Genomic DNA, 11962 nt, shown 5'->3' on the forward strand with positions numbered 1-11962 from the left:
CTAGTGACCCGTGGCCGCGGCCCGCCGACGGGCCAGCGCGTCGACGCTGGCGGCCAGCAGCAGGACCCCACCGGTGATGATGAAGTTCAGGTACGCCTCGGTGCCCAGCAGGCCCAGCCCGTTGGCGATGATCGCCACCACCAGGCCGCCCAGGACGGCGTCGCGCACCCGTCCTCGGCCGCCGAAGAGGCTGGTGCCGCCGATGACCGCGGCCCCCACGGCGTAGAGCAGCGTGTTGCCGCCGCCGGACCCCGGCGCCACCGAGCCGAGCCGGGCGGCCGCGACGATGCCGCTGATCGCCGCCAGGGTCGAGCCGATGACGAACACCGACACCCGGATCCGGGTGACGTTGATGCCGGCGCGCCGGGCCGCCTCGGCGTTGCCGCCGACCGCGTACACGTGCCGCCCGAAGCTCGTGCGGCCGAGCACGAACGTCAGGAACAGCAGCAGGAGGACGACGAGCGGGATCGCGTAGGGGATCCCGGCGAGCACCACGCCGACGGCCGGCGCCCGGTCGACGCTCAGCACCGCCGTCACCAGGACGACGACGGCCGCGATCACGCCGATGCGCACGAGCACCACGGCGAGCGGGGCGTGGGCCAGCCCCCGCGCCTTCTGGACGCGGAACCGGTTGAGCTGCAGCGCGGCGTACACGGCGATGGTGAGCAGGGCGAGCACCCAGCCGAGGGTGACCGGCACGTTCCTGTCGCTGATCGCCGAGATCACCGGGTCGCGCACGGGCACGGTGCCGCCCTCGCCGATGAGCCGCAGCGTGAAGCCCTGCCAGCCCAGGAACAGCGCGAGTGTGACGACGAACGACGGGATGCCGATCATCCCGACGAGGCTGCCGGTGAACAGCCCGATGACCACGCCGGTGACGATGGCCGCCAGCACCGAGACGTACCAGGGTGCGCCGGCGTCGGCGAGCAGCTTGGCCATGACCGCGGCGCAGACGCCGCTGACCACGCCGGCGGACAGGTCGATCTCGCCCAGCAGCAGGATGAAGACCAGCCCCATCGCCAGGATGATGATCGGCGCCGCCTGGTCGGCCAGGTTGGCCATGTTCCGCGGGGTCAGGAATGTCTCGGGCCGCAGCGCGAAGAACAGCAGCCCGAGCACGACGATGCCGAGGATGGCCGGCAGCGCGCCGAGGTCCCCGCCCCGGACCCGGTCGAGGTAGGCCCGGACCGTCGCGCCGAGGGAGTCCGCGCTGCGGTCGGCCTCGAAGCCGGACGGTGCGCCGCCGGGCTCCTGCGCGCTGGTGGGGGCGGACAACGTGCTGGACATGCTCAGACCTCCACCGCTGCGGCTTCGGCGGGTGCGATGCCCAGGTTGCCCGAGCGGCCCGCCGTGATGAGCTCGATGACCTGCGGACGGTCGACCTGGGAGATGGGGACGTCGGCCGCCATCCGACCCAGGTACAGGGCCGCGATCCGGTCGGAGACCTCGAAGACGTCGACCATGTTGTGGCTGATGAAGACGACCGCGTGACCGGTGTCGGCGAGCCGCCGGACCAGGTCGAGGACCTGCCGGGTCTGCGCGACGCCGAGGGCCGCGGTCGGCTCGTCGAGGACGACCAGCTTGGACTCCCAGAGCACGGCCTTGGCGATGGCGACCGTCTGCCGCTGACCGCCGGAGAGGCTGGAGACCAGTTGGCGCACGGACTTCAGGGTCCGGACGGAGAGCTTGCTCAGCGTGTCCCGGGCCGCCTCCTCCATCGACGACTCGTCGAGGAGGATGCCGTTCTTGCGCTCGCGGCCGAGGAACATGTTCTGGACGACGTCGAGGTTGTCGGCCAGGGCGAGGTCCTGGTAGACGATCTCGATGCCGAGCGCCGCGGCCTCGCGCGGGCCGCTGACGGTGACCGGCCGGCCCTCGAAGAGGAACTCGCCGGAGTCGATCGCGTGGATGCCGGCGATCGACTTGATGAGCGTGGACTTGCCCGCCCCGTTGTCACCGACCAGCGCGGTGACCTGGCCGGGGTAGACCTTCATGTGCACGTCGTGCAGGACCTGGATGGCGCCGAAGCTCTTGTTGACGCCGCGGAGCTCCAGGGTGGGGGTGCCGTCCTCGGGACGGTCGGTGGGTGCGGACACGCCGGGCCTCTCGGTCGAGCTGGGTGGGGCGGGGTGCTGCTGTGGGGCCGGGGCAGCAGCCGCCGGGGCGCCCATCATCGACGCCCCGGCGGCCGCTGACCACTACTCGATGCCGAGCTCGGAGCACGCGGCGGCGAACTCGCCGGCGCACAGCTCCTCGGCGGACACGAACTCGTCGTCCACGACGTCCTTGACGTTGTCGCGGAAGATCGCCTGCGGCGTCAGCAGGACCGACGGGACGTCACGGCCGCCCTCGGTGTCCTCGACGGTGCCCGTGGTCTCGCCCTCCTCGCCGTTGAGCAGCGCGACGGCCAGCTCGGCCAGCGCGTTGGCCTCCTCGCGGACGGACTTGTAGACCGTCATGCACTGGTCGCCGTTGAGGATGTTCTGCAGGCCCTCGACGGTGGCGTCCTGGCCGGTCACGTTGGCCTGGCCGGCGGCGTTGTTGCGGCCGAGGATCTGGATCACCGAGTTGGCCAGACCGTCGTTGGCCGCCAGCACACCCTGGATGTTGCCGTTGTTCTGGGTGTACATCTGCTCGAAGATCGTCGCCGCCTCCTGGTTGTCCCACTCCGGCACGGCCTGCTCGGCCACCTGGGTGTACTGGGTGAGCGGGTCGAGGATCTCGTGGGCGCCCGAGGAGAACAGCGTCGCGTTGTTGTCGTCCGGCGAGCCGTTGAGGAAGGCGATGTTGCCCTGGGTGACGCCGTTGGCCTCCAGGCACTGCTGCAGGCCCTGGCCCTGCAGCCGGCCGACCTCGGTGTTGTCGAAGGAGACGTAGTACTCCGCGGAGCCACCGAGGGTCAGCCGGTCGTAGTCGATGGTCTGGACGCCCTCGTTGGCCGCCTGCTCCTGGATCTGCGCACCCGAGGCCGAGTCGAGGTTGACGATGGCGAGGACCGTGGCGCCCTCGGTGATCATCTGCTCGGCGATGGTCGCCTGCCGCTGGGCGTCGCCCTCGGCGTTCTGGATGTCGAACTCGACACCGGCCTCCTCGAAGGCCGCCTCGAGGTAGGGGCGGTCGAAGTTCTCCCAGCGCACCGAGGACTCGGTGTCGGGGAGGATCACGCCGACCCGGCCGGCGGACTCGCCGCCGCCACCGCCGCCACCGCCACCGCCGCCGGTGTCGCCGCCGCCGCTGTCGCCGCCACACGCGGCCAGGCTGAAGACGAGGGAGGCCGCGAGGGCCGTCATGAGGGTGCGCCGTCGCGCCATGGAGGGTCCACCGTTCTGTCGGGAATGCGCAGAAGTGCGGCGGTCAGGATGCGCGCTGGCTCACAGTCGGTGCAAGGGGCGACCGACGGCGTTGCCGGACCGTGACCTCGGCGGGCGGGTGGAACCCCGTCCGCGCCGGGCCGTCCGTCGTCCTCCCTCACCGCAGCGGGTCCTCCCCGACCGTCCACCGTGCGGTGGGACGCGCGACGATCAGGTCACCTGATCACCGCCCCGGCTCAGCGGGACCCGCGGGTCCGGCTGTCCGTCGTCCGCGCCACGCCGGCCACCTCGACGCGCGAGATCCCGCCGGTCGCACCCGCGGCCGGCACCGCCTTGTGCGCGGCCCGCAGCGTGGCCCGCACCGCGTCGGCCCCACCCTCGACCGTCGTCCCCAGGGCGCCGTCCTCGTGCCGCAGGCCCGACGCCTCGTCACGGCCCCGTCCGGGGGCGCGCCCTGAGCGTGCAAAAGATGAGGGGACGGGGTCCTCCTCCTGGATCCCGGCGATCACCCGGTCACCGGCCGGCGCCGACGTCAGTGCTGGGCGCCGTCGACGGGCAGCGCCTGCTCCTCGCGCTCGGTGAGCACCGCGGTCCACTCGGCGATCCGCCGGGCGACGTCCTGCTCGGTCAGCCCGGCGTCGGCCAGGACCTGGCCGCGGCTGCCGTGCTCGAGGAACGCCTGCGGCAGGCCCACGGCGCGCACCGGGACGTCGTGCCCGGCGTCCTGCAGCGCCTGGGTCAGCGTCGTGCCCAGGCCGCCGGCCCGGCCGCCGTCCTCGACGGTCACCACCAGGCGGTGGCCCGTGGCGAGCTCGACGAGCTGCGCGGGGACCGGCACCACCCAGCGCGGGTCGACGACGGTGACCTCGATGCCGTGGTCGGCGGCCCGCTCGGCGGCGGCCAGGCACAGCGGCACCATCGAGCCGACGGCGACCAGCAGCACCTCCTCGCGCCCGCCCCGGCGCAGCACGTCGACCGGGCCGCGCCGCTCCAGCGCCGGGATGTCGACCGGCGGCGGGCCCTTGGGGAAGCGCACGACGGTGGGGCCGTCGGTCACCTCGACGGCCTCGCGCAGCGCCTCCCGCAGCGTCGGCTCGTCCCGCGGCGCGGCCAGCCGCAGCCCCGGCACCACCGGCAGGATCGACATGTCCCACATGCCGTTGTGCGACGCGCCGTCGGTGCCGGTCACCCCGGCCCGGTCCAGGACGACGGTCACCGGCTGGCGGTGCAGCGCGACGTCCATGAGCAGCTGGTCGAAGGCGCGGTTGAGGAACGTCGAGTAGACCGCGACCACCGGGTGCAGCCCGCCCATCGCCATGCCCGCGGCGCTGGTGAGCGCGTGCTGCTCGGCGATGCCGACGTCGAAGGTGCGCTCGGGCCACCGCTCGGCGAAGGCGGCCAGACCGGTGGGGTGCAGCATCGCCGCGGTCACGGCCACGACGTCGGCCCGCTCGGCGCCGATGCGCACCAGCTCGTCGGAGAAGGCCGCCGTCCAGTCGCGGGCGGCGCTGGGGCTGGCACCGCTGTCGGGGTCGAAGACCCCGGTGGCGTGCCACGCGTCGATCTGGTCGGTCTCGGCCGGCGGGTAGCCGAAGCCCTTGGTGGTGACCGCGTGCACGATCACCGGGCCGCCGAAGGAGCGCGCGCGGCGCAGCGCCGACTCCATGGTCTCGACGTCGTGCCCGTCGACCGGGCCGATGTACTTCATGCCGAGGTCCTCGAACATGCCCTGCGGCGACAGGACGTCCTTGAGGCCCTTCTTGATGGCGTGCAGCGCGTCGTAGAGCGCCGAGCCGACGACGGGCGCGCGGTGCAGGGCGTGGCGCACCTGCAGCAGCGCCTGCTCGTAGCCCGGCCGCAGTCGCAGCGTGCCCAGCGCGTCGGCGACGCCGCCGATGGTCGGCGAGTAGGAACGGCCGTTGTCGTTGACGACGATGACCACGGGCCGGTCCTGGGCGGCGGCGATGTTGTTGAGCGCCTCCCAGGCCATGCCGCCGGTGAGCGCGCCGTCGCCGACGACGGCGACCACCGGCCGCTGGTCGCCCCGGACGGCGAAGGCCTTGGCCAGCCCGTCGGCGTAGGACAGCGCCGTCGAGGCGTGGCTGTTCTCCACCCAGTCGTGCTCGCTCTCGGCGCGGCTGGGGTAGCCCGACAGCCCGTCGCGCTGGCGCAGCCGCTCGAAGCCCCCGACCCGGCCGGTGAGCATCTTGTGCACGTAGGCCTGGTGGCCGGTGTCGAAGACGATCGGCTCGCGCGGGGACTCGAACACCCGGTGCAGCGCGATGGTCAGCTCGACCGTCCCGAGGTTGGGGCCGAGGTGCCCGCCGGTGCGCGCGACGCTGGTGACGAGCGCGTCGCGGATCTCGGCGGCCAGCGCGGGCAGCCGGTCGGCGGGCAGCGCCCTCAGGTCGGCGGGGTCTCGGAGGGAGCGCAGGAGCGACACGGCGGCGCGGTGTCCTCTCTGTCGGCGGCAGGGGCACGGCACCGGAGGGCCGCCGACCCACTGTAGTCGCGCTCCGGCGGGCACCTCTGGTCGCGCGTGAGACGAGGAGCACTCCCCCGGATCACGCCTCGACGTCGGACTTCCGTCGATCGTTGACATAAGCCGGACCGGCCCCGGACCATCCCGGCATGGACCCCCGGCCGTGGCTGCCCGACCTCACCGGGCCGCCGCGCCGCCTGGTCGAGGCGCTGCGCCTCGGCGGCCCGGCCACCCGCGCCCAGCTGGTCGAGCAGACCGGCCTGTCGCGGGCGACGGTCTCGGGGTACGTGAGCGACCTGGTGGGCCGCGGCCTGGTCAGCCCGGCCGACGCGCAGCCCACCGGCGGCCGCCCGGCCGGCCTGGTGCGCCTCACCCGCCGGGCCGGCGTGGTGGTCGGGGTGGACGTCGGCCGCACGCACGTCCGCGTCGCCGTCGCCGACCTCTCCCACGAGGTGGTCGGCGAGCACGTGGTCTCCCTCGCCGTCGCCGACCTGGCGGCCGACGCCGCCCTGGACGCCGTCGCGGCGCGGGTGTGCGCCGAGCTGGAGCGGGTGGGCGCGACCTCGGCCGACGTCGCCGGGATGGTGGTCGGGCTGCCCACGCCGCTGGTGGGCGGGGCGGCGACCGCCGAGGCCACCGTGGCGCAGTCGAACATCCTGCCGACCTGGTCGGGCAGCGCCCCGGCCCTGGAGCTGCGGCGGCGGCTGGCCGTCCCGGTCATCGCCGACAACGACGCCAACCTGGGCGCGCTGGCCGAGGTCCGGTGGGGGGCCGGCCGCGGGTCCCGCTTCACCGTCTACCTCAAGATGGCGACCGGGGTCGGCGGCGCGCTGGTGCTCGACGGCCACCTGCTGCGCGGTGTGGGCGGCACCGCCGGGGAGATCGGGCACGTCAGCCTGGACCCCGCGGGGGCGCTGTGCCGCTGCGGCAACCGCGGCTGCCTGGAGCTCACCGCCGGCGGCGGCGCGCTGCTCGACGCCATCCGCACCGCCGCGCCGCAGTACGGCGACCTGCGGTCGCTGGTGGCCGGCGCCGTCGACGGGGACCAGGCCTGCCGGCGGCTGGTCGCCGACGCCGGCACCTCGGTCGGCCTCGTCCTCGGCGGCCTGGTCAACACCCTCAACCCCGACCGCATCGTCGTCGGCGGCGAGCTGGGTGCCGCCGGCGACCTGCTCGTCGACCCGCTGCGGCGGGCGCTCGTCCAGTCCGCCATCCCCGCCGCCGCCGAGCGGCTCGCCGTGGTCCCCGGCTCGCTCGGGGGGCGCGCCGAGGCGCTCGGGGCGCTGGCGGTCGCGCTCCGCGAGGCCGACCGGCTCGCCTGAGGGAGGACTCCCTGTGGCTACAGCCGGGGCACCCACACCTCGCCGCGCAGCGCGCCGGCGACCACCTCGACGCCGCGCCGGGCCGCCACCAGGCGTGCGCCCTCGCGCTCGTAGGCGGTGACGGCGGCCTCGATCGCGTCCGGCGGCAGCTGGTCGGCGAGCTCCACGCGGACGGTGCGCCAGCCCTCCCGCGCGGCCTCGAGCCCGGCGCGCACGTGGTCGGCGGCGAACCGCGCGAGCAGCACCGGGTAGCGGCGCAGCACCGCGTGGGCGCGGTAGTCGGGCGGGACCAGGTCGAACAGCCAGGCCACCGCCGTCGCCTCCCAGTCGGGGGCACCCGGCGGCCGCACCTGCTCCGGCCAGCCCGGAGGAACGTCAGCTCCCACGACCGGGAGTCTGCCGCACGTCGAACGGGTGTTCGACCCGACGGGCCGGATGGCCACCCCTCGGGGTCCCGCGCCGAGCCTGCAAGGCGTGGGGGGAGGGGTGGTCCTCCCACCGGTCGGGATCAGCCGGCGGGCCGCTTGAGCCAGAACTGCTCGAACCCCCAGGTGCCCGCGCCGCTGGAGTGGTAGCTGACCAGTTCCCAGCCCTCGCCACCGAGACGGTTGAGCACCGAGCTGGTGTCCCCCTGCTGCCGCTCGAGCCGGCCGTTGGGGAGCTTGACGCTCACCCCCGCCCGCTGCGACTCGGCGTCGTTGGCCGTGATGACCGAGGCGTACTCCCAGGTGGTCACGCCGCCCACCGTAGCCGGGGCGGGTGCGCCGCCCGCTCAGCCGGGCGGGCCGATCCGGACCCACGGGTGGGCGACCCGCCCGCTCACCGGGTCGTAGGCGAACACGCTGCCCTGCCCCGGCTGGTCCAGCCGACGGTCGACCGGCACGCCGAGCAGCGCGCACAGCAGCAGGGTGCCGACGCCGCCGTGGCAGACCAGCGCGACGTCGCCGTCCGCCCCGGCCACCGCGCGGCCGGCCGCGGCGACCACCCGCGTCTGCGCGTCGACGGCCCGCTCCCAGCCCCGGACGCTCTCCTCCGGCCGGGCGAAGAAGGCGTCGGCGACGGCCTCGAACTCCGCGGGCGGCAGGAACCCGGTGGCCGACCGGTCGTTCTCGCCCAGGCCCGCGTCGACGGCCACGGGCAGCCCCACGGTGGCCGCCAGCGCGGCCGCCGTCTCCACCGCCTTGCGCTCGGTGCTGGCCACCACCCGGGCCAGCCGCGGGACCCACGGCTGGGCGAGCAGGAAGCGCAGCCGGTCGCGGCCGGCGTCGGACAGGCCCCACTGCGGGACGGGCACCTCCGGCTCGACCCGGACCTCGGGGTGGGTGACGACGTGGACCAGCACGCCGCACTCCTACCGTGCCGCCCTCCCCCGTGGGACCGTCCGCGGAACCGGTTCAGCCGGAAGGGGTGAACAGCGCCACGCACTCGACGTGGGCGGTCATCGGGAAGGCGTCGAACCCGCGCAGCCCCGCGAGGCGGTAGCCGGCGGCGGCGAACGCGGCGGCGTCGCGGCCGAGCGAGGCCGGGTCGCAGGCCACGTAGACCACCGCGCGCGCCCGGGTGCCGGCCAGCACGCGGCAGACCGCCGGCCCGGCGCCGGCCCGCGGCGGGTCCAGGACGACGACGTCCGGGGTGCCGCCGAGCTCCTCGAGCAGCCCGGTGAGGCCCTCGGCGTCCACCTCGCCCTGCCACACCTCGGCCTGCGGCAGTCGGGCGAGGTTCGCCTCGGCCGCCGCGCACGCCTCGGCGTCGGCCTCCACGCAGACCACCCGGCCGGTCTCCCCCGCCGCGGGCGCCAGCGCCCCGCCGAAGAGCCCGGCGCCGGCGTACAGGTCGAGCACGGTGTCCCCGGCGCGCACGCCGGTGGACGCGGACACCGCGTCCACCAGGGCGTCGGCCGCCGACTCGTGCACCTGCCAGAAGCCGGTGCCCTCGACCTCCCAGTCCCGGCCGCCGGCGCGCCGCCCGGCCCGCCGGGCGGGCTCGGCCGGCACGTCGGCCCCCGGCCGCAGCACCCGTGTCGACGTCGGGACACCGCGGCGGTCCAGCCGGGTGGTGGTCACCGCGCCGGCCGAGTCGACGGCGACGTCGACCGCCCCGGCGCCGGGCCAGCGCCGGCCCAGCACCGCCCGCGCGGCGGACTCCACGGTGATCGGGCAGTCCTCGAGCGGGACGACGTCGTGCGAGCGGTGCCGACGCAGCCCCGGCACGCCGTCGCGGCCGACGGCGAAGCGGGCCCGCGACCGCCAGCGCAGCGGCCCGCCGGGCAGCGGCTCGACGGCGAGGTCGCGCACCACCGGGTCGGCGGCGTCCAGCCCGCCCAGGCGGGTCAGCTGCTCCCGGACGACGCCGGCCTTCAGCCGCAGCTGGCCCTCGTGCGAGACGTGCTGCCAGTCGCAGCCGCCGCAGCGCCCGGGCCCGCTGTACGGGCAGGGCCGCTCGACCCGGTCGGGCGCGGCCTCGAGCACCTCGACGGCGTCGGCGCGGCAGTAGCCGGGCTGGCGGTCCTCGGTGACCCGGGCGACGACCCGCTCCCCCGGCAGGGCGTGCCGGACGAACACCACCCGGCCCTCGGCGCGCGCGACGCAGTGCCCCCCGTGCGCCACCGGCCCGACGGTCACGGTGAGCTCTCGGCCGACCCAGCCCAGGCCCCGCTCCGGCCGCGTCTGTCGGCCCCGCTGCAGGGGCCTGCCGCGAGCCTGCGAGCGGTGGGGGGCAGCGGGGTCCTCACCCATACGGCGTGGCCTCGACCTGGTCGTCGGTCAGACCACGGCGCAGGTCACCGGGCATCGGGCCCGGCCGGTCGTCGTCGCCCCGGCCGACCGAGCTCTCCAGCTGCCACGGCACCGTGGTGATCATGACGCCGGGCTGGAACTGCAGCCGGGCGCGGAGCCGCAGCGCGCTCTGGTTGTGCAGCACGTTCTCCCACCAGTGGCCCACCACGTACTGCGGCACGAAGACGATGACCAGCTCCCGCGGGCTGCGCCGGCGGATCCCCTTGACGTAGTCGACGACCGGCCGGGTGATCTCCCGGAAGGGCGACTCCAGCACGGTCAGCGGCACCGGGATGTCGTAGCGCTCCCAGTCGGCCTGCAGGCCGCGGGTCTCGGCGTCGTCGACGTTGACCGTCACCGCGGTCAGCACGTCCGGCCGCGTCGCGCGCGCGAAGGCCAGGGCCCGCAGCGTCGGCTTGTGCACCTTGGACACCAGCACGATGGCGTGCACCTTGCTGGGCAGCAGCCGCGCGTTGCTGTCCGGGGTGAGCTGCTCAGCGACGTGCGAGTAGTGCCGGTTGATCGCCCGCATGAGCAGGAAGAGCACCGGCATGACGAGGAGCACCAGGTAGGCGCCGCGGGTGAACTTCGTGACGATGATGATCAGCAGCACGATCGTGGTCAGGCTGCCGCCGACGGCGTTGATCAGCTGCGACCGGCGGATCCGCGCGCGGCTCCGCGGGTCGGTCTCGGTGGCCAGCTCCCGCCGCCAGTGCCGGACCATCCCCCACTGGCCGATCGAGAAGCTGGTGAACACCCCGACGATGTACATCTGGATCAGCCGGTTGACGTCGGCGGAGAAGGCGACGATGAGCAGTGCGGCGAACCCGGCGAGCAGCAGGATGCCGTTGCTGTAGACCAGCTTGTCGCCGCGGGTGTGCAGCTGGCGGGGCAGGAAGCTGTCCTGCGCGAGCACGTTGCCCAGCAGCGGGAAGCCGTTGAACGCCGTGTTCGCGGCGAGGATGAGGACCAGCGCGGTGGCCGCCTGGATGGCGAAGAAGCCGACCGAGGTGTCCCCGCCGAAGGTCGCCGCGGCGACCTGGGCGATGACCGTGCGCTGCGGCTCGGTCTCGCAGGCCGTGAAGCCGACGAGGTCGCAGGGGTGCTCGGCGTACCTGACGTCGGCGAAGAGGGCCAGCGCGGTGACGCCGGAGAACATCGTCGCGGCGATGCCGCCCATGAGCGCCAGCGTCGTCGCCGCGTTGCGGCTCTTGGGCGGCTTGAACGCCGGGACGCCGTTGGCGATCGCCTCGACGCCGGTGAGCGCGGTGCACCCGGAGGCGAAGGCGCGCAGCACGAAGAAGACCAGTGCCAGGCCGGTCACCTGCTCGAACCCGGGCTCGGGGGTGATCGAGTAGCCGGCGCTCTCGGCGGTGATGTCCTGGCCGAAGAAGTGCCGGACCAGCCCGGTCACGACCATGACCAGGATGCCGGAGATGAACAGGTAGGTCGGGACGGCGAACGTGCGGCCGGACTCCCGCAGCCCGCGCAGGTTGGCCGCGGCCAGCAGGGCCACCAGCCCCACGGCGATGGCCACCCGGTGCCGGTCGAGGTCGGGGAAGGCCGAGATGATGTTGTCGGTGCCGGCCGCCACCGACACCGCCACGGTGAGCACGTAGTCGACCAGCAGCGCGCTGGCCACCACCAGCCCGGCGAACTGCCCGTGGTTCTTGATCGCCACCTCGTAGTCCCCGCCGCCGGAGGGGTAGGCCCGCACCACCTGGCGGTAGGAGAGGACGACGGTCCCCAGCAGCAGGACGACGGCGATCGCCAGCCAGGGCGCGAGGAAGAGGAACGCCGTGCCGGCCAGCGTGAGGACGATGAGGATCTCCTGCGTGGCGTAGGCCACCGAGGAGAGCGGGTCGCTGGCGAAGATCGGCAGCGCCAGGCGCTTGGGCAGCAGCGACTCGCCGGCGCGGTCGCTGCGGACCGGTCGGCCCAGGACGAGCCGCTTCGGGAGTTGTCCGAGGTCGGACAGGCGTGGCACGGCGGCGATGGTACGGACGCCGGGGCCCCCGTCGCCGCCTCCTGCCGGTGGGTCCTCCCCCCGGGGGTGTGGCGTCCGGCACGCTC

At 74.8% G+C, this 11962-nt stretch carries 11 protein-coding genes; 1 reads left to right on the forward strand and 10 read right to left on the reverse strand.

Annotated elements, in window-relative coordinates:
• From BMZ33_RS13890 to dxs, 5 genes are all read right to left on the reverse strand, one after another.
• Positions 1 to 1287, reverse strand: coding sequence for a sugar ABC transporter permease (locus BMZ33_RS13890; RefSeq protein WP_091111476.1), 1287 nt, complete (start codon positions 1285 to 1287; stop codon positions 1 to 3).
• Positions 1288 to 1289: 2 nt separating this feature from the next.
• The gene (locus tag BMZ33_RS13895; RefSeq protein WP_169064308.1) at positions 1290 to 2096 is read right to left on the reverse strand and encodes an ATP-binding cassette domain-containing protein; all 807 of its coding nucleotides are present in this window, start codon (positions 2094 to 2096) and stop codon (positions 1290 to 1292) included.
• Positions 2097 to 2198: 102 nt separating this feature from the next.
• The gene (locus BMZ33_RS13900) at positions 2199 to 3311 is read right to left on the reverse strand and encodes a sugar ABC transporter substrate-binding protein (protein ID WP_091111482.1); all 1113 of its coding nucleotides are present in this window, start codon (positions 3309 to 3311) and stop codon (positions 2199 to 2201) included.
• A gap of 236 nt (positions 3312 to 3547) precedes the next feature.
• Positions 3548 to 3820 carry a YkoF family thiamine-binding protein gene (locus BMZ33_RS13905; RefSeq protein WP_091111484.1) on the reverse strand — a complete coding sequence of 91 codons (273 nt, stop codon included), beginning with the start codon at positions 3818 to 3820 and terminating at the stop codon, positions 3548 to 3550.
• A 23-nt stretch (positions 3821 to 3843) separates the two neighbouring features.
• Positions 3844 to 5754 (reverse strand): 1-deoxy-D-xylulose-5-phosphate synthase, encoded by a 1911-nt coding sequence (gene dxs / locus BMZ33_RS13910; RefSeq protein WP_091111487.1) that lies wholly within the window; start codon positions 5752 to 5754, stop codon positions 3844 to 3846.
• Between the two features lie 188 nt (positions 5755 to 5942).
• Here dxs and BMZ33_RS13915 point away from each other — a divergent pair, with 188 nt between their 5' ends.
• Positions 5943 to 7115: an ROK family transcriptional regulator gene (locus BMZ33_RS13915; protein ID WP_091111490.1), complete on the forward strand. Its 1173-nt coding sequence runs from the start codon at positions 5943 to 5945 to the stop codon at positions 7113 to 7115.
• A gap of 17 nt (positions 7116 to 7132) precedes the next feature.
• Here the strand turns inward: BMZ33_RS13915 and BMZ33_RS13920 are convergent, their stop codons facing one another.
• The 5 genes from BMZ33_RS13920 to BMZ33_RS13940 form a co-directional block, all read right to left on the reverse strand.
• Positions 7133 to 7501, reverse strand: a complete 369-nt coding sequence (locus tag BMZ33_RS13920; RefSeq protein ID WP_091111492.1) for a hypothetical protein — start codon at positions 7499 to 7501, stop codon at positions 7133 to 7135.
• 122 nt (positions 7502 to 7623) lie between these two features.
• Positions 7624 to 7851: a DUF4177 domain-containing protein gene (locus BMZ33_RS13925; RefSeq protein ID WP_091111861.1), complete on the reverse strand. Its 228-nt coding sequence runs from the start codon at positions 7849 to 7851 to the stop codon at positions 7624 to 7626.
• A 36-nt stretch (positions 7852 to 7887) separates the two neighbouring features.
• Complete coding sequence (locus tag BMZ33_RS13930) at positions 7888 to 8457, reverse strand: histidine phosphatase family protein (RefSeq protein WP_091111495.1); 570 nt, start codon at positions 8455 to 8457, stop codon at positions 7888 to 7890.
• Between the two features lie 52 nt (positions 8458 to 8509).
• Positions 8510 to 9850, reverse strand: coding sequence for a class I SAM-dependent RNA methyltransferase (locus tag BMZ33_RS13935; protein ID WP_091111498.1), 1341 nt, complete (start codon positions 9848 to 9850; stop codon positions 8510 to 8512).
• Positions 9843 to 11876, reverse strand: a complete 2034-nt coding sequence (locus tag BMZ33_RS13940) for an APC family permease (protein WP_091111500.1) — start codon at positions 11874 to 11876, stop codon at positions 9843 to 9845. Before BMZ33_RS13940 ends, BMZ33_RS13935 begins: the two co-directional genes overlap by 8 nt.
• Positions 11877 to 11962: the final 86 nt, after the last annotated feature.

Source organism: Geodermatophilus dictyosporus (genome assembly GCF_900115505.1).
GTDB classification, from domain to species: Bacteria; Actinomycetota; Actinomycetes; order Mycobacteriales; family Geodermatophilaceae; genus Geodermatophilus; species Geodermatophilus dictyosporus.

Excerpts from the sequence above, each read along its gene's own strand:
- BMZ33_RS13935 (WP_091111498.1), bottom strand. The coding sequence starts at position 9,850 with ATGGGTGAGGACCCCGCTGCCCCCCACCGCTCGCAGGCTCGCGGCAGG.
- BMZ33_RS13890 (WP_091111476.1), bottom strand. The coding sequence starts at position 1,287 with ATGTCCAGCACGTTGTCCGCCCCCACCAGCGCGCAGGAGCCCGGCGGC.
- BMZ33_RS13915 (WP_091111490.1), top strand. The coding sequence starts at position 5,943 with ATGGACCCCCGGCCGTGGCTGCCCGACCTCACCGGGCCGCCGCGCCGC.
- BMZ33_RS13900 (WP_091111482.1), bottom strand. The coding sequence starts at position 3,311 with ATGGCGCGACGGCGCACCCTCATGACGGCCCTCGCGGCCTCCCTCGTC.